The following is a 23,101-nucleotide window of genomic DNA, read 5'->3' on the forward strand; positions in this document are numbered from 1 at the left end:
GGTCGGCCGGGATGCAGAGCGACGCCCTCCTTACGGCCGGCGTGTGCTTCGACGACAGCCGCTCGGAGCCGCCCGGCTCGGCGGTCAAGCTACGGTCTTGCGCGGGTTCGGCTCCCTTGGCCGGAAGGGTTTTTTCGTAAGGCCCCGGCGGTGCTGGAATCACCGGCCCGGGGCCGTTTCGCCTCACGCGTGTCTCACACTCTGGGTGCGAGACGGTGCTCCAGTCGCCTCTGACCTGGACTTTATGGACGTGGTGGACGGTAACGAACCGCTGAAGACGAAAGGTAAACTCTGGCCATGTGACTGCTGTGACTGCGAAGCCCCGCATCCCCAATGTCCTGGCCGGCCGCTACGCCTCCACCGAGCTGGCCGTGCTGTGGTCCCCCGAGTACAAGGTCAAGCTGGAGCGGAAGCTGTGGCTCGCCGTCCTGCGTGCGCAGCAGGATCTGGGTGTGGAGGTGCCCGAGTCGGCCCTCGCGGACTACGAGCGGGTCCTCGACACCGTCGACCTCGCCTCCATCGCGGAGCGCGAGAAGGTCACACGGCACGACGTCAAGGCCCGGATCGAGGAGTTCAACGCCCTCGCCGGCCATGAGCAGGTCCACAAGGGGATGACCTCCCGCGACCTGACCGAGAACGTCGAGCAGCTGCAGGTGCGGCTGTCGCTGGAGCTGATGCGCGACCGCACGGTGGCCGTGCTGGCCCGCCTCGGCTCGCTCGCCTCCCAGCACGCCGAGCTGGTCATGGCCGGGCGTTCGCACAACGTCGCGGCGCAGGCCACCACCCTCGGCAAGCGCTTCGCGACCGCGGCGGACGAGCTGCTGGTGGCGTACGGGCGGCTGGAGGAGCTGCTGTCGCGCTACCCGCTGCGCGGTATCAAGGGCCCGGTCGGCACCGCGCAGGACATGCTCGACCTGCTGGGCGGGGACGGCGCCAAGCTCGCCGAGCTGGAGCAGCGGATCGCCGCCCACCTGGGCTTCGGCCGCGCCTTCACCTCCGTCGGCCAGGTCTACCCCCGCTCCCTCGACTACGACGTCGTCACCTCGCTGGTGCAGCTGGCGGCCGCGCCGTCCTCGCTCGCCAAGACGATCCGGCTGATGGCCGGCCACGAGCTGGTGACCGAGGGCTTCAAGCCCGGTCAGGTCGGCTCGTCGGCGATGCCGCACAAGATGAACACCCGCTCCTGCGAGCGCGTCAACGGCCTGATGGTGATCCTGCGCGGCTACGCCTCGATGACCGGTGAGCTCTCGGGCGACCAGTGGAACGAGGGCGACGTGTCCTGCTCCGTGGTCCGCCGGGTGGCGCTGCCCGACGCGTTCTTCGCGCTGGACGGTCTGCTGGAGACGTTCTTGACGGTGCTCGACGAGTTCGGCGCCTTCCCCGCCGTCGTCGCCCGTGAGCTCGACCGGTACCTGCCGTTCCTCGCCACCACCAAGGTGCTGATGGGCGCGGTGCGGGCCGGGGTGGGCCGCGAGGAGGCGCACGAGGCGATCAAGGAGAACGCGGTGGCGTCGGCGCTGGCCATGCGCGAGCAGGGCGTGGAGCGCAACGAACTCCTCGACAAGCTGGCCGCCGACTCCCGTATCCCGCTGGACCGGGCGCAGCTCGATGCGCTGATGGCCGACAAGCTGTCGTTCACCGGTGCCGCCGCCGACCAGGTCGCGTCCGTGGTGGAGCGGATCGGGAAGATCGCCGGGGAGCACCCGGAAGCCGCGGCGTACACGCCCGGCGCCATCCTCTGACCGTGGGTTTCACCCCTGAGGAGCTGGAGGCCGGGCGCGGCCGTCACGTCCCCGATGTGACGGCGCCCGGCCTGCGGGTCCTGTTCTGCGGGATCAACCCGTCCCTGATGACGGCGGTGACCGGGCACCACTTCGCCCGGCCCGGCAACCGCTTCTGGCCGGTGCTGCACGCCGCGGGTTTCACCCCGCGGCTGCTGGCCCCGGCCGAGCAGGGTGAGCTGCCCTCGTTCGGGCTGGGCATCACCAATGTCGTGGCGCGGGCGACCGCCCGGGCCGACGAGCTGACCGCGGAGGAGTTCCGCGAGGGCGGCCGGCTGCTGGCGGAGAAGGTGGCGCGGCTGCGTCCGCGCTGGCTGGCCGTCGCGGGCGTCACCGCGTACCGCACCGCCTTCGGCGACCGGCACGCGGCCATCGGCCCGCAGGAGCGCACCCTGGGCGCCACCCGCATCTGGGCGCTGCCCAACCCGAGTGGTCTCAACGCCCGGTGGACGGTGGCGGCGATGGCCGAGGAGTACGGGCGGCTGCGCGCGGCGGCGTTCGACGAGGAGGCCGCGCCCAGGGGCTGAATCAGCCCCCCGCGGCGGGTGTCCGGGGCTCGCCGGGACCGCGCTGACCGGCTACGATCCGCCACACACCGAGGTGAGGAGACGGACGTTGGGGCGGCTCACCGGCGGGGACCCCTCCCTGTTGCGACGGATCAACTCGGCGGTGGTGCTGCATGCGCTGCGCGCCGCCGACTCCCCCACGCTCACCGATCTCGTCCAGGTGACGGGGTTGTCCCGGCCGACGGTCGAGGGCGTGGTCGAAGGGCTCATCGAGACCGGGCTGGTGGCCGAGGCGGCCGCTGAGGAGGGCGAGGCGCGCCGGCAGGGGCGGCCCGCGCGCCGCTTCCGGTTCCGGGCCGAGGCGGGGCATCTGCTGGGCATCGAGATCGGCCCGCACCGCGTCTCCGTCCTCCTGTCCGACCTCGGCGGCAACGTCGTGGACTCCAACCGGCGCACCGTCGACGCACGGGCCGGTGCGGACGAGCGGTTGGAGCGGGTGCGCACCGCCGTCGCCGAACTGCTGCGCCGCGCCGGGGTGCCGCGCCGCTCCCTGCGGGCCGTCGGGGTGGGCAGCCCGGGGATCGTCGAGGCCGACGGCACGGTCCGGCTGGGCACCGCGCTGCCCGGCTGGACGGGGCTGCCGCTCGGTGAACGGCTGCGCCGCTCGTTCCGGTGCCCGGTGCTGGTGGAGAACGACGCCAACGCGGCGGCGGTGGCCGAGCACTGGACCGGCGCGGCGACCGGCAGCGACGACGTCGTCTTCGTCCTCGCGGGGCTGAGCCCGGGCGCCGGTGCGCTGATCGGCGGGCGGCTGCACCGCGGTTTCGGCGGCGCGGCCGGGGAGATCGGTGCGCTCCATCTGCTGGGCCGGGAGGCGACGCCGGAGAAGTTGCTGTCGACGACCGGGAAGCCGCTGCATCCGCTCGACGAGGCGCAGGTCGCCGAGGTGTTCGCGCTGGCCCACGAGGGCGACGCCCTCGCCCAGGAGGCGATGGACCGCTTCCTCCAGCGCCTGGTGCACCATGTGGCGGCGCTGGTGCTGGCGCTCGATCCGGAGCTGGTGGTGATCGGCGGCTGGGCGACGGGCCTCGCGGGCGTCCTCGGCCCGCTCCGCGACGAGTTGGCGCGCTACTGCCTGCGCCCGCCGCAGGTGGCCCTGTCCGAACTGGGCGACACAGCGGTCGCCACCGGCGCACTGCGCCTCGCGCTCGACCATGTCGAGGGCGAACTCTTCGCGGTGGAGGGGACGGTGACGGGGCGCCGGTAGGTGGGCACTCCCCCGGCCCACCGCTCGGCCTGTCCGGCAGCATGCTCGGATGCCTGCTGAGAGGTCGCGCGGGTAGGTCAGGGCCGTCGGCCCAGGCGGGCATCCCACCGGTAAGTCGTCCAGCCCCGGCGTAGGAGTCTGCGGATCACGATGACCGCGCCGGCCAACGCCACCCACGCGTCCTGCACCACGTAGGCCGGGTAGGGGTCGTGCAGGAAAGCTGGGTCTGTCGTCGGGTTGCTCATGCCATCAGGCTCCCGACCGGCTCGGTCCGGACGTTGTCATCGACGCGTACGGGGGGGGCGGACGGCGCAGGCGTCGACCATCAGGAGAAGCCGCTCCATGCCGTCCCGGAGGCTCTTTTCGACGGAGGCGTCCGTCGTCGCTGGGGCCGCAACCACCTGAGGGATCGCACGGCCGCCGAAGCGGTCGGGCGCCGTCTCCACGAAGGCCGTCCTCTTCTCACCCTGCGGCCAGGTCTGAACTCGGCGCCTGAAGGGCGGGACGCGCAAGTTGCGATCACCCACGCGGGGCAACAGCCTGAAAGCGGAAGCAGTACGGGTGTTGAGCCCCAGTCGTGCTCGTCGCACACGGTGCGTGCATGGGATGCGATCGCGAACATCTCACGCCGGCGTCGCCGTTCAGCACCGGGCCCGGCTCGGCCACCATGCCGCGGCGGCGCCCCGGTACTGGGGCTGGTGCCGCGTGGAACGCGGATGAGGTTTTCCCATGCCCACACCGTTCACCCCGCACGGCCATCGTCCAGGCCGTCTGCCGCATTCCCTCCAGGCAGGCGCGTCGGCCGCAGCCCTCCCCGGGATCGTCACCGAATACCCCCTGTCCACCCCAGGTAGCGCCCCCTACCCCTGGGACGTGGCGGCCGGGCCCGACGGCACTCTGTGGTTCACCGAGTACGACAGGGGGCTGGTCGGACAGATCACCCGGGGCGGGGCCATCACCGAATATCCCCTGCCCACCCCGGACGGCGGGCCGACGGGGATCACAGCAGGCCCGGACGGGAACCTGTGGTTCACCGAATACGACAGCGGCATGCTGGGGCGGATCACTCCAGCCGGATCCATCACCGAATACCGCATCCCCAGCCCGAACAGCTTCCCGTGGGGCATCACCGCCGGACCGGACGGCAATCTGTGGTTCACCGAGTACGGCGGCGGGATGATCGGGCGGATCACCCCGGACGGGTCCATCACCGAACACCCGCTGACCGGCGCGGGCAGCGGACCGACGGGGATCACGGCCGGGCCGGACGGCAACCTGTGGTTCGTCGAGTCCACCGGTAACCAGATCGGACGGATCACCCCGAGCGGTGACATCACGGAAAGCCCCACCCCCACCCCGAACAGCTCCCCGTGGGACATCGCGGCCGGGCCGGACGGCAACCTGTGGTTCGTGGAGGGCGCCGGTAACCAGGTCGGGCGGATCACCCTGGGCGGGGAGATCACCGAGCACCCCGTGCTCACCGCGGGCAGCCAGCCCTCCGGGATCGTGGCGGGGCCGGACGGGAACCTGTGGTTCACCGAGTACCTCGGCGGCAAGGTCGGGCGGATCACTCCGGACGGGTCCGTCACCGAATTCCCCCTGCCGCCCGGGGACAGCGGGCCGACCGGGATCGTCGTAGGACCGGACGGGAACCTGTGGTTCACCGAATACGACAGGGGGTTGGTCGGGCGACTCACGCCCGACGGGTCCCTCGCCGAATACCCCTTGCCCGTGCTGAACAGCCATCCGCTCGGGATCGCTGCCGGGCCGGACGGCAATGTGTGGTTCACCGAGTCCACCGGCAGCCGGATCGGGCGGATCACGTCGACGGGATCCGTCACCGAATTCCCGCTGCCGACCCCGGTCAGCCTCCCGTTCGGCATCGCGGCCGGGCCCGACGGCAATGTGTGGTTCACCGAGCACTTCGGCGGCACGGTCGGGCGGATCACCCCGGCCGGGGACATCGCCGAATTCGTCGTTCCCCATTCGGACGCCTTCCCGTTCGGTATCACGGCCGGGCCCGACGGCAATGTGTGGTTCACCGAGTACTGGGACGGAAAGATCGGGCGGATCACCCCGGGCGGGACCATCACCGAATTCCCCCTGCCCACCGAAGGCAGTCGCCCGCTGGGGATCGTGGCGGGACCGGGCGGAAACCTGTGGTTCACCGATTACTGGGGTGGCAAGATCGGGCAGATCACTCCCACGGGATCCGTCACCGAATTCCCCCTGCCGACCCCCGACAGCGGACCGACCGGCATCGTGGCCGCCCCGGACGGGAATGTGTGGTTCACCGAGTCCAGGGGCAACCAGGTCGGGCGGATCACTTCGGCGGGAGCCGTCACCGAATACCCCCTGCCCAACCCGGACAGCTCCCCGCACGCCATCGCGTCCGGAGCCGACGGAAACATGTGGTTCACCGAGTCCACGGGCAACCGGATCGGGCGGATCACCCCGACAGGATCCGTCACCGAATTCCCGCTGCCCACCGCGAATGGTCACCCGTTCGGTATGGCGTCCGGCCCGGATGGCAATCTGTGGTTCACCGAGTATTTCAGCGGCAGGATCGGACAGGTCACCTCGGGCGGCGGCCCCACGCCGAATCCCTTGGAGCAAGAGCTCTCCGATCTGGTCAACCGCGCACGGACGCACCCGGAGTTGTTTCCCCTTCTTGAGCCGGATCCGCAGGGAGAAGCGAAGTTGAGCGGCTGCCCCAACCCCTTCCAGTTCTCCCAGCAGCTCAGGGACATCGCGTACGACCACAGCAGTTACCTGTCCACCCTTCCCAGCGCCCAGGTCCAGCAGGACTTGAACATGCATCGAGGTCCTGACGGGAAATTGGTAGGGGAAACCGGCGAACCCATGGACCTTGCGGGCTACCACACTTTCCGTGGGGAAAACGTCTACTTCCAGTGGGGGCAGCCCGAGCCTGCCCCCAGTCCTGCTCAGGCAGTGGAGTACTGGATGCAGAGGGACTCGGCATGGGGCTGGCAGCACCGCAACCTCATCCTCAACTGCACGGCCATGGAAGCCGGCGTGGGTTACTACCACCAGGCCCGCCCATCGGGCAGCACCGAAATCCAGCACTACTGGACGCTGGATGTGGGCACGCGCTGATTCGGGTGGTCCACGCCCGCAACTGCGGCTTCTTTTTTACACGGCAAGCGCATCGGCGTCCGCATCGCGCGCAAGGCATCGACTCCAGTGAACGACTTGGACGCCGAAGATGGGGCATCGAGCGAACGATGTTCCATGGGACAGCTCCGGACATGGTTCTCGCGTCGCAGCAGCCTCTGCCAGTGACGCTCCCGCCGCTCCCGCCGCCCGGCGCAGCCCAACACGAGGCGGGCCAGGGCCTTGTCGAACACGACCCGGTCGGGGACGCGGGGGCGGTGGCAGCCCAACGGATGAGCGGCCGCCTCCCGCTTGGGCAGGAGGGCTTGGAACTGGTCCCACAAAGGGGCGGTGAGGGAGGAGGGCAGGACGGGCACGTGACCTTCGCTCGGCCGTTTCGGGCGTTGACCAGCAAGTCCCGCCGGGGTGTGCCGCGTTGCCGGTCAGGACGGCACACCCCGGCGGGGCGAGAGTTATCCGGCCTGTTCCTGCAGGCTGGTTGCGGGAGCCGGCGCGGGCATGCGCCAGGCCACCACCGCACCAGTCACGAGCCCTGCTGCGGCCAGCACTGTGGCGACCAGGAACGGATCGAGGGAATGGAGGGTTGGAGCGAACCCGATTCCGACGCAGACCGCTAACCCGGTCGCACCGCCCAGTTGGTCAGCCGCGCGCTGGACGCCCGCGGCGATCCCGGCGTCGTCCTCGGTGACGCCGCTGACCGCGACGTACTGCAGCCCCACGATGCCGAACCCCATACCGGCCGAGATCAGGAGCATGGCCGGGATCATCGCCGCCCCACCTGCCCCCACGGCGGAGACGAGCGCGATCACGGCCATCGCGGCAGCGGTGAACCCGATACCGGCCAGCACACACACGCGTGCTCCCCAGCGGCCCAGCAGACGAGGCACGAGCGTGGAGAACATGATCAGCGAGAGGGCCAGAGGCAGCATCGTCAGGCCCGCGCCCAGCGGGCCGACGCCCAACCGGTCCTGCAGGTAGAAGGTGAACAGCAGGAAGGAGGTCGACAACCCCCCGCTCAGCAACATCGTGGTCAGGTTGGCCGCCACACGCGCGCGGTTGGCGAAGAAGCGCAGCGGCAGCAGCGGGTTGCGCGAGCATGCCTCAACCCGCGCGAACCAGGCCCCGGCGGCCACCGCCCCGGCCAGTGCCCCCGGGACCACCCACGCGGGCGTTCCGGGTTCACCCGCCTCGACCACGCCGAAGATGAGCAACAGCGGGCAGGCGGTCAGCAGCAGTGCGCCGGGAAGGTCCAGCGGCGGGGCGTCCTTGGTCAGGGGCCGGTCACCCTCGACCAGGAGGACGGCTGCCAGCAGCACGACCAGGATGAACGGAATCGAGACCAGGAAGATCCACCGCCACCCCAGGTGAGCGGTGATGATCCCGGACAGGACGAATCCGAGCACGAGACCACAGCTGGCCACCGCCGCCCACACGCTCAAAGCCCGCGACCGGCGCGGGCCTTCGGGGAACATCAGGACGATGGTGGCCATCGCGGCAGGCAGCGCGATGGCCTCACCGGCGCCCTGCAGCAGGCGCGCGACCACCAGCAGGGAGAACATAGGGGCCATGCCTGCCAGCAGGGACGCGCAGCCGAACAGGCCGGTACCGAGCAGCAGCACGCGCCGCCGCCCGAGCAGATCGCCCAGCCGGCCACCGAGCATCAGCATCCCGCCACCGGTGACCGTGTATCCGACCACGACCCAGGTCAGGGTGTGCCCGTCAACGTTGAAGTCGGCGCCGATCGAGGGCAGGGCGATGTTGACCACGGTCACGTCGACCGCGATGAAGAACTGCAGCATGGACATCGCGCACAGCACCAGCCATGCACGTGCAAGGGACGGGCCGTGCCCGCGTGAAGAAAGGATGCCTGGAAGCATCAGGTGCTCCGTCGCTCAGAGGAAGCTCTGAGCAGCACGAACGTGCCGCTCCGGTCTGATCACGAAGCGGCTGGACGTCCAAGAAGGTCTGTGAGTCGAACGCCCCGCCGCTAGCGGGACGTCCTGGTCACCGCGGCGCAAGCGGCCGCGCACGAAGCAGCAGACATGCCCTGAACGCTACCAAGGGAGCGGGCCGGCAGGCACCGCCTGATGCCTCATGCACTGACGCGTAGAACCGTTCGCCAGAACTCCCCAGGCACGGGGAGTCCGTCGTCGCGGAGCACCTATCCGCGCGACCTCTTATGTGATCTCCGAGGTCGCCGTGGTGGACGAGGAAGTCGCCGGCACCTACCGGGCGTTGGCGGGGTCGTACCTCCACCCCTACGGTGGCCACTACCTGGCCCGGGGCGCCGTGCCCGAAGCCCTGGAGGGCGCCTGACCCTCGTCCCTCCGCATGGTCGTCGTCGAGTTCCCCGATGCGGACCGCGCCAAGGAGTGGTACGCGTCCCCCGAGTACGCGCGGATGCGCCCCTGCCCGGCTCCAGGCAGGGGCACTGTTCCGCCTCGGCTCTCCAGACCTGTGCTGCACGGCCGCCGTATTCGACCACCCGGCCTTCCCCGTCGTTCGGCGCCAGGAATATGGCGCCGAACGACGGGACCAGGTGAATCCGGCACCGGCCGTTCAGCAATTACTCGCAGAACGCCTTTCCGGTATGCTCGGCGCCCTGCGCAAGCGGATTGTCGAAATCCCGGACACACCGCGGAGGAGTGCGAATTCCGCTCCCTTCCCCACGGTGACCGGCGTTCCCCTTCCCCCCGGCCGGTATCGAACACCCAAGGCAGGTGCGACCGACTACTCGGTCGTCACCGTCATGTTCTCGGAGGTCAGGTTCTTGACCGCCAGCTCGACGCCGCCGAAGGCACGCTTGAACTCGTTGTGCCCCTTCTTGACGTCGCTGGTCTCGGTCGGGGAGCCGCCCGCCGTCATCTCGAACCTGCCGTCGGCCTCACACTCGACGCTCACCTTGGTCTCGCGACCACCCGCCCACGTGGGGATGTTTCCCTTGACCTCATTCGGGGCGACGCCGTAAGGACCAGCCATGATCTTTCCCTCCCGTTTTTTGAATTTCCCCTTCGGTCGAGTTGCTACCCGGACCCCCCTTTCCCCATTCACCGCACACACCCCCGCAAGGGAAATGGCGTGATCCTTTGCCTCACATCCACCCCGACCAGGGAATCAATCATTTCCAGCCCCGACCGGGCATACGATATTCTCGGCACCCTCATTTCCATTTCAAGGAAATAGCAAGAGAGTCACATTCCGATTTACCCATTCCGCACCCCCGAAAGAATTCTCTCTGCTACGGGGCGGGGAGCGCGGCCGCCCATCGGCCCCGTGGCGGTGGGCCCGGCCCCGGAAACGCCTCGGGCCCGTACCGCCGGGTGGCGGTACGGGCCCGAGGTCTGCGGCGGCGGTCAGCCGGCGAGCAGGGAGACCGATTCGCTCTCGCCGAAGGTGAGGCGGCAGGTGTCGGCGCGGTAGGTGGAGACCGCGACGGCGGCGGGGCGGCCGCCGGAGACGTAGCGGGTGGTGACGACTAGGACGGGTGCGCCGGGCAGCCGGTCGAGCGCCTTGGCGTCCTCGGCGCTGGCCGAGCCCAGTTCGACGGTGCGGTCCTGGCCCTCCAGCTCACGGGCGGCCAGGGCGTCCAGCACCGCACGGGCCCGGGCCGGGGCGCTGACCGCGGCGATCTCCGCGCAGCCCGGGACCACCGCCGCCGGGATGTACAGCAGCTCGGCGGCGACCGGGCGGCCGGCGGTGACGCGGTTGCGGCGGACGACGTGCACGGGCGCGCCCGCCTCGGCCTCCAGCAGGCGGGCGACGGGCGCCGGGAGGGCGTCGGTGGTGCCGGCGTCGACGGGCTCCCAGTGGTCCCCGGCGGCGCCCGGCCAGGTGTGGCGGGCCGGGTCGACGGCGACGCCGACGCGCGGCGGCGCGACGGTGGTGCCCACCCCGCGGCGGCGCTGGAGGCGACCCTCCAGCTCCAGCTGCTCCAGCGCCTGCCGGAGCGTGGCCCGGGCGACGCCGAACCGGGCCGCCAGATCACGCTCGTTGGGCAGGATCTCGCCGACGGAGAACTCCGAGTCCAACGCCTCGCTGAGTACGGTCTTGAGGTGCCAGTACTTCGGCTCCGGCACCGTTTCTAGCTGCGTGGTCCCCACCCTGTCCTCCGCCTCGGCCGTGCCCCGCAGGGCCGCGCTCCGCTCCCGCTGTCCATGGGCGGACCGGTTATGAGCGCTTCTTTATTAAAGGTTGTTGCAGTATCGCCGACGATAGGCCCGCCCCCACCCTTGGTCAAGACCAATGGGCCAGGAGTGGGGGAATCGCCGGGAGGGGCGCGGGACTCGGCAGTTCACCGGCGGGGCCGCGCGCTCCGGTGGGCGGACCGGGCCGAGAGAGGCGGCGCGAGTCCGGATACCGGTCGTCCCGTTCCGTGTAGCGGAGCCGTCAAGGTCCCCTCCGGTGGGTGGCCCCGACTGCGCGGGCTTGCCACCATGGGCCGGTGCGCGGTGTGGCGGTCGGCCGGAGTTCACCGGGAGTTGGCCGACCCGGCACCGTGGCGCTGTACGAACGGGACGTCAGCTCATTTGTACGACTTCACGGAGGTATCTGATGGCACCGGGATCCGGCGGCGGATTCGGACGGCGGACACTGCTGCGCGGCGCCGCGGTGGGCTCCGCCGCCCTGACGCTGCCCACCCTGTCCTGCGCCGCGCCCGCCCAGGCCCGCAGCGGACGCCCCGTGGCCCGTTGGGGCACCCAGGTCGGCGATGTGACGGCGACGTCGGGGCTGGTGTGGGTGCGCTCCGACCGCCCGGCCCGGATGATCGTCGAGACGGCGGCGACCGAGGCGTTCCGGAGCGCCCGGACCTGGACCGGCCCGGTGATCGGCGCCGGCACCGACTTCACCGGCGTCACCGCGGTGCACGGTCTGCCGCCCGGCCGGCAGATCCACTACCGGGTACGGCTCGCCGACCCGGACGACCCGCGGCGCTCCGGTGAGCCGCTGACCGGCACCTTCCGGACCGCCCCGGCGCACCGCCGCGACGGCGTGCGGTTCCTGTGGTCGGGCGATCTGGCCGGGCAGGGCTGGGGCATCAACCCCGACCGGGGCGGCTACCGCATCTACGAGGACATGCGCCGCCGCGATCCGGACTTCTTCCTGTGCAGCGGCGACAACATCTACGCCGACAACCCGATCGAGGCGCAGGTCACCCTGCCCGACGGCCGGATCTGGCGGAATGTGACGACCGAGGAGAAGGCGAAGGTCGCCGAGACGACCGACGAGTTCCGCGGTGCGTTCCGCTACAACCTCCAGGACCACAACCTCCGGGCGTTCAACGCCCAGGTCCCCACGATCACCCAGTGGGACGACCACGAGGTGCACAACAACTGGTACCCGGGGCAGCTGCTGGACGACGACCGGTACACCGTCAAGGACGCCGATGTGCTGGCGGCGCGGTCGCTGCGGGCGTTCAGCGAGTACTTCCCGATCCGTACGCTGCGCCCCGGACGCGAGGGCCGGGTGTACCGCGTGGTGCACCACGGTCCGCTGCTGGACGTGTTCGTGCTGGACATGCGGCGCTACCGCAACGCCAACTCACCCGGGCGGCAGACCGACGACCCGCAGGGCATTCTCGGCGCGGAGCAGCTGCGCTGGCTGAAGCGGGAGCTGTCGCGCTCGCGCGCGGTGTGGAAGGTGATCGCGTCGGACATGCCGCTGGGGCTGGTCGTGGCGGACGGCAAGGAGAACTTCGAGGCGGTGGCGCAGGGCGATCCCGGCGCGCCGCTGGGCCGGGAGCTGCAGATCGCCAAGCTGCTGCGGCACATCAAGCACCGGCGGATCACCGGGACGGTGTGGCTGACGACGGATGTGCACTACACCTCGGCGCAGCACTACGCGCCCGAGCGGGCGGCGTTCAAGGACTTCGAGCCGTTCTGGGAGTTCGTGTCGGGGCCGCTGCACGCGGGCGGTTTTCCGGCGGTGGAGCTGGACGGCACGTTCGGCCCGCGGCAGGCGTTCGTCCAGGCACCGGACCGCGCCAACACCTCCCCCGCGGAGTCGCCGCAGTACTTCGGTGAGATCGACATCGACGGCGGCAGCGGCGAGCTGACGGTCCGGCTGCGGCGGGACAGCGGTCCGGGCGACGGGCGGAACGGCGACGAGGTGCTCTTCAGCCAGGTGCTGCAGCCGGGACGGGTAGGACAGTAGAGCCCGATGTCACGAATGCTCTCCTTGACCACCTTGCCCTTCTTGCGCCTCTTACCGGTTTTTACCCGTCGGACACAGGACGTTGGCGGCCAGGCAACACCGGTCGGCGAGGCTGGCGCCATGACCGACACCACCTCCGACACCTCCACCCGGCGGGGCCACCGGCGCCGGGACGCCGTCGCCCTGACCGCGGCGGTCTCCGTCGCGGCCACGGCGACCGCCGCCGGTACCCTGCCCCACGGCCCGGCGGCGGCGCTGCTCTGCGCCGCCGGGCTCGCCGCCCGGCCTGCCGTGGCCGGGCTGCGCGCCCGGTGGTCACGCCGCCAGGATCCCGCGCCACCGCCGTCCGATACCGGCGCCGCACTGCCGGCCTGCGCCCCGGGTGCCCCGGTGCCCGCGGCGCAGCCGGCGCTGTGGCGGATGCGCACCACCGTCCAGGACGCCCCGGGCAGCCTGGCCGCGCTGTGCACGGCGCTGGCCGCGCACGGTGTCGACATCCTCAGCCTGCAGACCCATCCGCTGTCGGCGGGAACGGCCGACGAGTTCCTGCTGCGCGCCCCCGGGGCGCTGACCCCGCAGGAGCTGACCGGTGCGGTGGCCGGTGCGGGCGGCCGGAGCACCTGGCTGGAGCGGGCCGACACCCACGATCTGGTGGACGCACCGGCCCGGATGCTGGGCCTGGCCACCCGTACGGCACTGGACTCCGCGGAACTGCCGCTGGCACTGCGGCAGTTGCTGGGCCGGTGCACGATCCGTTCGGTGCCGGCGCGTCCGCTGCGCGGACGGCCCGCCGAACCGCTGCCCGCCGAGGGCGTACTGGAGGACCACCTCATGAAGTTCCGGGACGCCTCCGGGGGTTCCCTGATTGTCGAGAGGCCGCAGTTGCCGTTCACGCCCACCGAGTTCGCGCGGGTGCATGCGCTCGTCGAGCTGGACCGCAGGCTGGGTCAGCGGGTACCGCACCGCCGTGAGGTGCTGACGCTGCCCGAGGGCAACGATCTGACGGTCCGCCGCGCCGGTCCGGACGATCTGGCGGCGGCGGTGGCGATGCACGGCCGCTGCTCGGCGGCGACGCTGGCCCACCGCTACCACGGCCCGGTCGGCGACGCCGACGCCTATCTGCGGCATCTGCTCGGCCCGCACCACGGCCGCACCCTCGCCGTGGAGACCGCGTCCGGCCGTCTGGTGGCGCTCGGGCATCTGCTCTGGGACGGCGACGAGACCGAGGTGGCGCTCCTGGTCGAGGACGCCTGGCAGCGCCGCGGCATCGGCGCCGACCTGCTGCGGCGTCTGGTGGCGATGGCCGACGAGGCGGGCTGCGAGAGCGTCTACGCGATCACCCGGGCGTCCAACACCGGGATGGTGGCGGCGATGCGGGGCCTGGGCCTGCCGCTCGACTACCAGATCGAGGACGGCACCTTGGTGATCACCACCCGGCCGCAGGGCGAACCGGCCCTGCGCACCACCCGCCCGGCGACCGCCTCCGGCGAGTCCCCGGGCCTCGGCTGACGGGGCCGGGGAACGGCGCAGGCCACGCCGGTGCGCGATAAATGCGTCGACAGTGCCCCTCGGTGCCCGGCAGGGTGGCCGCCCATGACGAGCAGTGAGCTGTGGACCCGCGCTTCCGCCGACCGCTACGACGCCGAGGAGTGCGAGATGTCCTCGGCCGCCGTGCTCGGCCCGACCCTCGACTTCCTCACCGGACTCGCCGGGGACGGCCGGGCGCTGGAGTTCGCCATCGGCACCGGCCGGGTGGGCGTCCCGCTCCGGGAACGCGGCGTGCCCGTCGTCGGCATCGAACTGTCCCCGCACATGGCCGCAGTACTCCGGCGCAAGGCCGACGAGGCCACGCTCCCGGTGGTGATCGGGGACATGGCCACCACCGTCGTCCCCGGCGCGTTCACGCTGGTGTATCTCGTCTACAACACCATCTCGAACCTGCTCACGCAGGACGAGCAGGTCGAGTGCTTCCGCAACGCCGCACGCCATCTCGCGCCCGGCGGCCGATTCGTCATCGAGCTGGAGGTGCCGCCGCTGCGGTTCCTGCCGCCCGGCCAGGTGGCGGTGGCGTTCGACGTCTCCGAGCGGCATCTCGGCTTCGACACCTTCGACCTGGCCGAGCAGGTTCTCGTCTCGCACCATTTCACCCGTGACGGCGACGACGGCCGTTACCGCCGCGGGAGTTCCCGGCACCGGTTCGTCTGGCCGGCGGAGCTCGACCTGATGGCACGGCTCGCCGGGCTCGAACGGGAGGACCGCGTCGCGGACTGGGACGGGACTCCGTTCACCCAGGACTCCACGAAGCACATCTCCGTATGGCGCAAGCCGGTCTGAGCGCGGCCACCACCCGGCGGTACGACCCGTCATCGCCAGGGGACGGCGGCACGACCGAGGTCGGCTCAAGCGGCGGGGTCGGGTACCGCGGGCTCCTTCAGGGGGCGCAGGAGGAGTGCGCCGAGGGCGGGGAGGGCGATCAGGGGGAGCAGGGCGGTCCGCAGGGAGGTGGCGTCGGCGAGGGTGCCGATCAGCGGGGTGGCGAGGCCGCCGACGCTGACGGCGAGCCCGAGCGTCACGCCGCCCGCGGTGCCCACCCGGCCCGGCAGATAGTCCTGGCCGAGCGTGACGTGCAGGGAGAACGGCACGTACAGCCCGGCCGAGGTCAGCGCCACGCACACGTACAGCGCGGGTCCCGGGACGAGGACGACGCCGGCGACGGCCGGGACGGTCAGTACGGAAGACCAGCGGACAACCGGGAGGCGGCCGAAGCGGGTGGCGAGGCGGCCACCCACGACGGTGCCGACGGCGCCGCCGAGGTAGAGGACGAAGAGCGCGGCGGCCCCGGCGGCGGGGCCTCCCCCGGTGCGCTGGCGGACGTGGAGGGCGAGGAAGGCGCCGAGCCCGACGAAGACGATCGAGCGGCAGGCGACGGCGCCGGTCAGCCGGGCGAAGGAGGCCCAGTCGTCGCGGGCGGCGGGACGGGCCGCGCGGGCGGGCCCGGAGGCGGGTGCCGGTGCGGCGAGGGCGCGCAGGGCGGCGGCGCAGAGCACGGCGCCGAGGAGTGCGGGCACCGCCAGCAGCGGGGAGGCGCGCAGTCCGCCGGTGGCGACGACGGCGGCCACCAGCAGCGGGGCGGCGGCGAAGCCGAGGTTGCCGCCGAGCGAGAACCAGCCCATGCCGGTGTGGCTCCCCCGGCTGGCGATACGCGCCACGCGGGCGGCCTCGGGATGGTACGCGGCGACGCCGATGCCGCCGACCGCGACGGCGGCGAGGGTGAGGGCGTACCCGCCGGTGAGCCCGGCGGCGGCCACCCCGGCGCCCGCCAGCAGGGCGCTGACCGGCAGCAGCCAGGGCAGCGGCCGCCGGTCGGTGACCGCGCCGAACAGCGGCTGGACGACGGAGGAGAGCAGCGAGGCGGCCAGCACGATCCCGGAGGCGGCGGCGTAGGTGTAGTGCCGTTCGGCGACGAAGAACGGCACCAGGGCGGCGACCGCCCCCTGGTACACGTCGACGCAGGCGTGGCCGAGCGAGAGCAGCGGCAGCGGGCCGAGGGCACGCGGGGTGCGGGGCGCGGTCCGGGCCGGGCCCGCGGGTGCCGGCGGGCCGAGGGGTGACCGGGTGGTCCGTCGTGTCGTCACCCGGCCATCGTCCGCAGGCACAGCCTCGGCGCGCTTCCGATAAATTGCCAAGGTATGCCGCAGATCCGCCACACCCCGCAGGCGCCCACCCGGGCGCGGACGCTGGCCCCGGGTGAGCGGATCGCCGCACACCGCCACGACGACCACCAGATCGTCTACGCCGGCTCCGGTCTGGTGGCCGTCACCACCGACGCCGGGACGTGGTTCGCGCCCGGCAACCGCGCGCTGTGGGTACCCGCCGGCTGCGTCCACGCCCACCGCGCCCACGGCCGTCTCGCCCTGCATCTGCTCGGGCTGCCCGCCGCGGTCAACCCGCTGGGCCTGGACACCCCGACGGTCCTCGCGGTCGATCCGCTGCTGCGGGAGCTGATCCTCGCGTACACCCGGGAGAGCGGTGCGGACGGTCCCGAGCGGCGGCGGCTGCGCGCCGTGCTGCTCGACCGGTTGCGGGCCTCGTCGCAGCAGCCGTTCCGGCTCCCGACGCCCACCGATCCCCGGCTGGTCGCGGTCTGCGGCCTGCTGCACCGCGATCCGGCGGATCCCCGGACGCTGGCGGAGCTGGGTGCCGCGACCGGCAGCGGCGCCCGCACGCTGAGCCGCCTCTTCCGGCGGGAGCTGGGCATGACATTCCCGCAGTGGCGCACGCAGCTGCGGCTCTACCACGCGCTGCGGCTGCTGGCCGAGGGCGCGGCGGTGACGGCGGTGGCGCACCGCTGCGGCTGGTCCTCCGCCAGCGCGTTCATCGATGTCTTCCGCCGCGCGTTCGGCCACACCCCGGGCAGCCACCACGGCCCGCCCTGATGCGGGTCAGGGCCCGGGTGCGCCGGTCCGCAGGCCGTCCATGACGAGGTCGAGCAGCCGGGCCGCGCGGGTCTGCCAGTCGCCGTGCGGGTCGAGTTGCCAGAGTCCGGCGATGGCGAGGAGGAAGTCGTCGGGGGTGATGCCGGGGCGGATGGTGCCGGCGCGGGTGTTGGCGTCGAGGAGGAGCGCGACGGCGGCGGTGACCGGGGCGCGGCCGACGGCGGCCAGGCTGCCGGGGGCGCTGGCCTTGCGGATCGCCTCGGCCAGCCCCGCCTTCGCCATGGCGTGCCGGGCGAGGCGGTCCATCCATTCGCGGAGCGCCGCATCGGGGGCGCGGGTGCGCAGCAGGTGCTCGGCGAGGGCGGCGACCTGGCCGACCTCGTGGCGGTAGACCTCCAGGACCAGGCACTCCCGGCTGGGGAAGTTGCGGTAGAAGGTGGCCTGGCCGACGCCGGCGCGCCGGGCGATGGCGCTGAGCGGGGTGCAGGCGTCGCGGGTGAGTTCGGTGAGTGCGGCGTCGAGGATGCGGGCGCGGTTGCGCCGGGCGTCCGAACGCAGTGCGGGTTCCGGCTCGTTGGGCACCCGTCCTCCTCCAGGAAGGCCCTTGCTGTGCGCACAGCCGTCCGCTAGGTTTCCCCGATGTGGACAACTGTCCGATCCGGTCCACCGTAGCGGCTGACGCGGGCGGTGGGGACGGGCAGATCCGCCGGTGCACAGGGCTTTTACGCCACCCGACGCCCCGTACCCGTCCTTTTCGCCCACGCCGATGCCCGTACCTGCGGTGCGCATTCTCCGTGGGCCACCGTAGCGGCGGGCGGGAGAGCTTGACTTCCGGTCGACCACGCCGTGCTCCGGGCCTCCGGGGCCGGTCGCGGCCGCGCCTCACCTCACGTGAAAGAAGGCTGACTCATGCCCCCATCGACGCCCTCGGAGTCGTCGACGCCGTCCCCCACGTCCAGCGACATCTCCCTGCGCGTCAACGGGGAGACGTACACCCTCCCCGTCGACCACCGCACCACGCTGCTCGACGCGCTGCGCGAGCGGCTCGATCTGACGGGCACCAAGAAGGGCTGCGACCACGGTCAGTGCGGTGCCTGCACGGTGCTGGTGGACGGGCGGCGGTCGCTGGCGTGTCTGCAGTTCGCGGTGGCCACCCAGGGCCGGGAGGTCACCACCATCGAGGGGGTGGCCGACGGCGACCAACTCCACCCCGTCCAGCAGGCGTTCCTCGACCTCGACGGCTATCAGTGCGGCTACTGCACACCGGGACAGATCTGTTCGGCGCTCGGGGTGATCGAGGAGCACGCGGCGGGCTGGCCCAGCGCGGTCACCTCCGACGTCAGCCCGGAGGCCGCCCCGGCGGCGCTGGACGCGGACGAGATCCGCGAGCGGATGAGCGGCAACCTCTGCCGCTGCGGCGCGTACGCCTCGATCGTCGAGGCGGTGGCGCGGGCCGCGGGCGACGCGGGCGCGGGTGTCCACGGTACGGAGGTGACGGCATGAAGGAGTTCACCTACGAGCGGGCGGCCGATGTGGCCGGCGCGGTGGCGCTGCTGGGCTCCGGCCCCCGGGCGCGGGCGCTGGGCGGCGGCACCAACCTCGTCGACCTGATGAAGGCCGGGGTGGAGCGGCCGCAGCTCCTCGTCGACGTACGGGAGTTGCCGCTCGACCGGATCGAGGAGGACGGGGACGGCGGGCTGCGGATCGGCGCGACCGTCACCAACAGCGAGCTGGCCGCCCACCCCGAGGTGCGGCGGCGGTATCCGGCGCTGGCGCAGGCGGTGCTGGCCGGGGCGTCCGGGCAGCTGCGCAACATGGCGACGGTCGGCGGCAACCTCCTCCAGCGCACCCGCTGCGGCTACTTCACCGACACCACCCAGGCGTGCAACCGCCGCTCCCCCGGCAGCGGTTGCCCGGCCGTCGCGGGCGAGCACCGCAACGGTGCGATCCTGGGCGCCTCGGAGCACTGTGTGGCGGTGCACCCGTCCGACATGGGCGTGGCGCTGGCCGCCTTCGACGCGGTGGTGGAGTACGAGACGGCGGACGGTCCGGGCACGCTGGCGCTGGACGCGCTGTACCCGCCGGTGGGCGATGCGCCGCACCGGGAGACGGCGCTGCCGGACGGCGCGCTGATCACCGGTCTGACGCTGCCGGCCGCGCCGGTGGCGGCGCACTCGCGCTACCGCAAGGTGCGCGAACGCGCCTCGTACGCCTTTGCGATCGGTTCGCTGGCGGCGGCGCTCGACGTCCGGGACGGGGTGGTGCACGACGTGCGGCTGGCGTTCGGCGCGGTCGCCTCCCGGCCGTGGCGGGCGCGGCAGGCCGAGGAGGCGCTGCGCGGCGAGGCGGCCGGTGCGGAGGCGTTCGCCGCCGCGGCGGACGCGGAACTGGCCGCGGCGCGGGCGCTGCCCGGCAACGGATACAAGCTGACGTTGATGCGCAACCTCGTCGTGGCCGTCCTCGGCGAGCTGACCGAGGAGGCGGGCCGATGACGGTCGCGACGGGCACCACGGCGGGCAACCGCGCGGCAGGCGGTGCGGTGGGCACCGCGCACACCCGGCTGGAGGGCCGGGCGAAGGTCACCGGCGCGGCGCGGTACGCCGGGGAGGTGCCGTTCGCCGAACTGGCCCACGGACAGCTGGTGGTCTCGGCCGTCGCGCGCGGGCGGATCACGGCGGTGGAGACGGACGCGGTGCTGGCGATGCCCGGCGTCCTCGACGTGCTGCACCACGGCAACGCGCCGCGGTTGAACGGTGATTACAGCGGCATGCTCGGGAAGGCCGACCCGCTGCTCCAGGTCTTCCAGCAGGATCGGGTGCCGCACGTCGGATGGCCGGTGGCGCTGGTCCTCGCCGAGACGCCGGAGCAGGCGCGCGAGGCCGCGGACGCGCTGGTGGTGCGGTATGCGACCGAGCCGCACGACGTGGCGTTCTCCGAGACGCATCCGGCCGGGTACGGCACCGACGCGGAGACCGGCGGCACGGCGGAGACCGAGAAGGCGCTCGACGCGTCCGACGTCGTCGTGGACGCGCGGTACACCACGCCGGAGGAGCACCACCATCCGATGGAGCCCCATGCGGCGATGGCGCGCTGGGACGGCGGGCGGCTGGAGGTCGTCGACTCCAACCAGGGCAGCGCCTTCGTCGCGGAGGAGCTGGCGAAGCTGTTCTCGCTGGATCCGGAGTCGGTGCGGGTGCGGTCGGAGCATGTCGGCGGCGCGTTCGGCGCGAAGGCGACGCGGCCGCACGTGGTGCTCGCCGCGATGGCCGCGACGGTGCTGCAGCGGCCGGTACGGGTGGTGCTGACGCGCCGCCAGCTCTTCTCGCTGGTGGGGTACCGCAGCCCGACGGTGCAGCGGGTCCGGCTGGGCGCGGACGCCGACGGGCGGCTGCGGGCCCTGGACCACCAGGCGTACTGCACCACCTCGTCGTTCCGGGAGTTCATCGAGCGCAGCGCGGACTTCGGCCGGGTGATGTACGGGCCGGACGCCTACCGCTCGCAGAACCACGTGGTGCCGCTGGACGTGCCGACGCCCAGCTTCATGCGGGCGCCGGGCGAGGCACCGGGGTCGTTCGCCCTGGAGTGCGCGGTCGACGAGCTGGCCGAGAAGTGCGGCATCGACCCGATCGCCTTGCGTGCGCGCAACGAGCCCGCGGTGGGGGTGGTCTCCGGGCTGCCGTTCAGCAGCCGGAATCTGCTGGCCTGCTTCGAGGAGGGCGCCCGGCGGTTCGGCTGGGCGGAGCGCGACCCCCGCCCGGGGGTGCGCCGCGAGGGGCGGTGGCTGCTGGGCACCGGGACGGCCGCGGCGCGGTTCCCGTCGGGTGTCGCGCCGTCGACCGCGGCGGTGACGGCGGAGGCGGACGGGACGTTCACGGTCCGGGTCACCGCGGCGGACGTCGGGACGGGGGCGCGCACCGCGCTGGCCCTGGTCGCGGCGGACGCGCTGGAGGTGGCGCCGGAGCGGATCCACATCCGGATCGCGGACAGCGACTTCGGCCCGGCGATGGTGGCCGGCGGTTCGATGGGGACCCGTTCCTGGGCGTGGGCGGTCATCGAGGCGGCGCAGGCGCTGCGCGAGAAGCTGGCGCTGGGCGGCACCGTCCCGCCGCAGGGCCTGACCGCCCGGGCGGACACCGGCGCGTCGATCGGCGCGCTGTCGCAGAAGGAGCGGCACTCCTTCGGGGCGCAGTTCGCCGAGGTGGCGGTCGATGTCACCACCGGCGAGGTGCGGGTGCGGCGGATGCTGGGGATGTTCGCCGCCGGGAAGATCGTCAATCCGCTGACGGCGCGCAGTCAGTTCCTCGGCGGGATGATCTGGGGCCTGTCGATGGCGCTGCACGAGGAGGCGGTACGGGACGGGGCGACCGGCGGGCACGTCGGCGCGGACCTGGCCGGCTACCACATCGCGGCGCACGCCGACATCCCGCAGCTGGACGCCGGTTGGGTCGACGACGTGGACGAGGACGACCCGGTCGGTATCAAGGGCATCGGGGAGATCGGCATCGTGGGCGCGGCGGCGGCCGTCGCCAACGCGGTCTGGCACGCCACGGGCGTACGCCACCGGGACCTGCCGATCCGCCCGGACCGGGTGCTGACGGCGGGGTCGGTGGAACGGCCGGAGGCCGCGGGCGCCTGAGCCGGGCGGGCCGGGTGTCGGGTCCGGGTGGTGACGCCCGGGCCCGACGCGGTGCCCGGGCCGGTGTGCCCGGCTCCGGCACCGGCTCACTCCCGCCCGGCGGCCTCCCGGGCCACGCTCTCCAGGTGGGTGCGGTACTCCTCCCACCATGCGGCCTCTTCCGACGGCAGGTTGGTGTTGCCGACGCGCATCCCGGCGGCGCCGTCGATCAGTTCGCGGACGATGTCCGCATGGCCGGCGTGCCGGTGGGCCTCGGCGATCACATGGATCAATATCTGATGCAGCGTCACCTCGCGGCGCTCCTGCGGCCACCACGGCACCTGGCCGGTGGCGTCCAGCGGGAGCGCCGCGATGGTCGCGTCGGAGTGGCGCCACGCCCGTCGGTACAGCTCCACGATCTGCTCGCGCGTCTCGTCGGCGGTGGCCCACATGTCGTCGTTCGGATCGGCGCCGTCCGCGAGCCAGGGCATCGGCTCGCCGGACGGGCGGCCGAACGTCTCGCCGAAATAGCCCAGTTCCACACTGGCGAGGTGTTTGACCAGGCCCAGCAGATTGGTGCCGGTGGGCGTCAGGGGGCGGCGGAGGTCGTACTCGCCGAGCCCGTCGAGTTTCCAGAGCAGGGCGTCGCGGGCGGCCTGCAGAGAGCGCAGGAGGTCTGCTTTCGGCTTCGATGCGTCCATGCCGGGAAGCATGCCACCCGCCACTGACAACGGCCCGGAGCCTTCCCGCCCACCCGGGCCGTTCAGGCGGCCCGGCAAACGCAGAACGGCTGGCCGGAGGGGTCGAGGAGGACGGTCCAACGGCCCTTGCCGGGCTGGTGGCCGGGCCGGGTGGCGCCGAGGGCGAGGAGCCGTTCCTCGGCCGCGGCGGGGTCCTCGAAGGCGAGGTCGAGGTGGAAGGGGAGTTCGTCCTGCGGCCACCGGGGCGCGCGGAAGGTGCGGGCGGTGCAGAACACCAGGGTCCGGACGCCGTCGCTGATCAGGTGCGCGGCCGGGTTGCCGTCTTCGTCGTGGAAGGTGTGGCGGCTCTCCCAGCCCAGGGCCGCGGCGTAGAAGTCGGCGAGGGCCGCGCCGTCGGGGGCCCAGATGCCGGAGCCCAGCAGGGTACCGGTCGGGGTCGCCGGGGCGGTGGTGGCGGAGGTCGTCTGGGGCATGGCGCGGTCCTTCGGAGCGGCACGGTGGCGCGGAGCC

At 72.6% G+C, this 23,101-nt stretch carries 18 protein-coding genes and 2 pseudogenes; 12 read left to right on the forward strand and 8 right to left on the reverse strand.

From position 1 onward, the window contains the following. Nucleotides 1-308 precede the first annotated feature (308 nt). The 4 genes from purB (at nt 309) to ACZ4U4_RS29810 (ending at nt 6,671) form a co-directional block, all read left to right on the forward strand. Nucleotides 309-1,742, forward strand: coding sequence for an adenylosuccinate lyase (gene purB, locus ACZ4U4_RS29795; protein WP_467880765.1), 1,434 nt, complete (start codon nt 309-311; stop codon nt 1,740-1,742). Nucleotides 1,743-1,744: 2 nt separating this feature from the next. Continuing rightward, nucleotides 1,745-2,308 carry a G/U mismatch-specific DNA glycosylase gene (gene mug, locus ACZ4U4_RS29800; protein ID WP_467880702.1) on the forward strand — a complete coding sequence of 188 codons (564 nt, stop codon included), beginning with the start codon at nt 1,745-1,747 and terminating at the stop codon, nt 2,306-2,308. Nucleotides 2,309-2,396: 88 nt separating this feature from the next. Beyond that, on the forward strand, nt 2,397-3,554 hold the full coding sequence (locus tag ACZ4U4_RS29805; RefSeq protein ID WP_467880704.1) for an ROK family transcriptional regulator: 1,158 nt from the start codon (nt 2,397-2,399) through the stop codon (nt 3,552-3,554). Nucleotides 3,555-4,283: 729 nt separating this feature from the next. Next, entirely contained in the window at nt 4,284-6,671 is a 2,388-nt protein-coding gene (locus ACZ4U4_RS29810) for a virginiamycin B lyase family protein (protein WP_467880707.1), read from the forward strand. Nucleotides 6,672-6,880: 209 nt separating this feature from the next. Here ACZ4U4_RS29810 and ACZ4U4_RS29815 read toward each other — a convergent pair. Together ACZ4U4_RS29815 and ACZ4U4_RS29820 are read right to left on the reverse strand one after the other, a co-directional pair. After that, nucleotides 6,881-7,045: pseudogene (locus ACZ4U4_RS29815) on the reverse strand (IS5/IS1182 family transposase); the annotation flags it as partial. A gap of 96 nt (nt 7,046-7,141) precedes the next feature. After that, nucleotides 7,142-8,494 carry an MFS transporter gene (locus ACZ4U4_RS29820; protein WP_467880767.1) on the reverse strand — a complete coding sequence of 451 codons (1,353 nt, stop codon included), beginning with the start codon at nt 8,492-8,494 and terminating at the stop codon, nt 7,142-7,144. A 376-nt stretch (nt 8,495-8,870) separates the two neighbouring features. Between ACZ4U4_RS29820 and ACZ4U4_RS29825 the strand changes: the two are divergent. Beyond that, nucleotides 8,871-9,083 (forward strand): annotated as a pseudogene (locus tag ACZ4U4_RS29825) (DUF1330 domain-containing protein); the annotation flags it as partial. A 336-nt stretch (nt 9,084-9,419) separates the two neighbouring features. Here ACZ4U4_RS29825 and ACZ4U4_RS29830 read toward each other — a convergent pair. Together ACZ4U4_RS29830 and ACZ4U4_RS29835 are read right to left on the reverse strand one after the other, a co-directional pair. Continuing rightward, complete coding sequence (locus tag ACZ4U4_RS29830; RefSeq protein ID WP_467880772.1) at nt 9,420-9,668, reverse strand: hypothetical protein; 249 nt, start codon at nt 9,666-9,668, stop codon at nt 9,420-9,422. A 374-nt stretch (nt 9,669-10,042) separates the two neighbouring features. Further along, nucleotides 10,043-10,789, reverse strand: a complete 747-nt coding sequence (locus tag ACZ4U4_RS29835; RefSeq protein WP_467880710.1) for a GntR family transcriptional regulator — start codon at nt 10,787-10,789, stop codon at nt 10,043-10,045. Nucleotides 10,790-11,240: 451 nt separating this feature from the next. On the opposite strand from ACZ4U4_RS29835, the gene ACZ4U4_RS29840 reads away from it, so the two are divergent. From ACZ4U4_RS29840 to ACZ4U4_RS29850, 3 genes are all read left to right on the forward strand, one after another. Continuing rightward, nucleotides 11,241-12,839, forward strand: coding sequence for an alkaline phosphatase D family protein (locus ACZ4U4_RS29840; protein ID WP_467880713.1), 1,599 nt, complete (start codon nt 11,241-11,243; stop codon nt 12,837-12,839). A gap of 120 nt (nt 12,840-12,959) precedes the next feature. Then, the gene (locus tag ACZ4U4_RS29845; RefSeq protein ID WP_467880716.1) at nt 12,960-14,348 is read left to right on the forward strand and encodes a GNAT family N-acetyltransferase; all 1,389 of its coding nucleotides are present in this window, start codon (nt 12,960-12,962) and stop codon (nt 14,346-14,348) included. Nucleotides 14,349-14,432: 84 nt separating this feature from the next. Further along, nucleotides 14,433-15,173, forward strand: a complete 741-nt coding sequence (locus ACZ4U4_RS29850) for a class I SAM-dependent DNA methyltransferase (RefSeq protein ID WP_467880719.1) — start codon at nt 14,433-14,435, stop codon at nt 15,171-15,173. A gap of 65 nt (nt 15,174-15,238) precedes the next feature. Here the strand turns inward: ACZ4U4_RS29850 and ACZ4U4_RS29855 are convergent, their stop codons facing one another. After that, nucleotides 15,239-16,378 carry an MFS transporter gene (locus tag ACZ4U4_RS29855; RefSeq protein WP_467880770.1) on the reverse strand — a complete coding sequence of 380 codons (1,140 nt, stop codon included), beginning with the start codon at nt 16,376-16,378 and terminating at the stop codon, nt 15,239-15,241. Between the two features lie 150 nt (nt 16,379-16,528). On the opposite strand from ACZ4U4_RS29855, the gene ACZ4U4_RS29860 reads away from it, so the two are divergent. Further along, nucleotides 16,529-17,275 carry an AraC family transcriptional regulator gene (locus ACZ4U4_RS29860; protein ID WP_467880722.1) on the forward strand — a complete coding sequence of 249 codons (747 nt, stop codon included), beginning with the start codon at nt 16,529-16,531 and terminating at the stop codon, nt 17,273-17,275. A 6-nt stretch (nt 17,276-17,281) separates the two neighbouring features. Here ACZ4U4_RS29860 and ACZ4U4_RS29865 read toward each other — a convergent pair whose 3' ends face one another. Next, nucleotides 17,282-17,857, reverse strand: a complete 576-nt coding sequence (locus ACZ4U4_RS29865; RefSeq protein ID WP_467880725.1) for a TetR/AcrR family transcriptional regulator — start codon at nt 17,855-17,857, stop codon at nt 17,282-17,284. A gap of 327 nt (nt 17,858-18,184) precedes the next feature. On the opposite strand from ACZ4U4_RS29865, the gene ACZ4U4_RS29870 reads away from it, so the two are divergent. The 3 genes from ACZ4U4_RS29870 to ACZ4U4_RS29880 are packed head-to-tail and all read left to right on the forward strand — an operon-like array spanning nt 18,185 to nt 21,911. Then, the gene (locus ACZ4U4_RS29870) at nt 18,185-18,778 is read left to right on the forward strand and encodes a 2Fe-2S iron-sulfur cluster-binding protein (protein ID WP_467880728.1); all 594 of its coding nucleotides are present in this window, start codon (nt 18,185-18,187) and stop codon (nt 18,776-18,778) included. Continuing rightward, the gene (locus ACZ4U4_RS29875; protein WP_467880731.1) at nt 18,775-19,767 is read left to right on the forward strand and encodes an FAD binding domain-containing protein; all 993 of its coding nucleotides are present in this window, start codon (nt 18,775-18,777) and stop codon (nt 19,765-19,767) included. The genes ACZ4U4_RS29870 and ACZ4U4_RS29875 overlap by 4 nt, the downstream gene beginning before the upstream one ends. Then, nucleotides 19,764-21,911 carry a xanthine dehydrogenase family protein molybdopterin-binding subunit gene (locus tag ACZ4U4_RS29880; protein ID WP_467880734.1) on the forward strand — a complete coding sequence of 716 codons (2,148 nt, stop codon included), beginning with the start codon at nt 19,764-19,766 and terminating at the stop codon, nt 21,909-21,911. The genes ACZ4U4_RS29875 and ACZ4U4_RS29880 overlap by 4 nt, the downstream gene beginning before the upstream one ends. Before the next feature lie 86 nt (nt 21,912-21,997). On the opposite strand, the gene ACZ4U4_RS29885 is transcribed toward ACZ4U4_RS29880, so the two are convergent. Together ACZ4U4_RS29885 and ACZ4U4_RS29890 are read right to left on the reverse strand one after the other, a co-directional pair. Next, nucleotides 21,998-22,591, reverse strand: a complete 594-nt coding sequence (locus ACZ4U4_RS29885; protein ID WP_467880737.1) for a DinB family protein — start codon at nt 22,589-22,591, stop codon at nt 21,998-22,000. Between the two features lie 62 nt (nt 22,592-22,653). After that, on the reverse strand, nt 22,654-23,064 hold the full coding sequence (locus tag ACZ4U4_RS29890) for a VOC family protein (protein ID WP_467880740.1): 411 nt from the start codon (nt 23,062-23,064) through the stop codon (nt 22,654-22,656). Between the last annotated feature and the right edge of the window lie 37 nt (nt 23,065-23,101).

Source organism: Streptomyces sp. NPDC029159 (assembly GCF_055564055.1).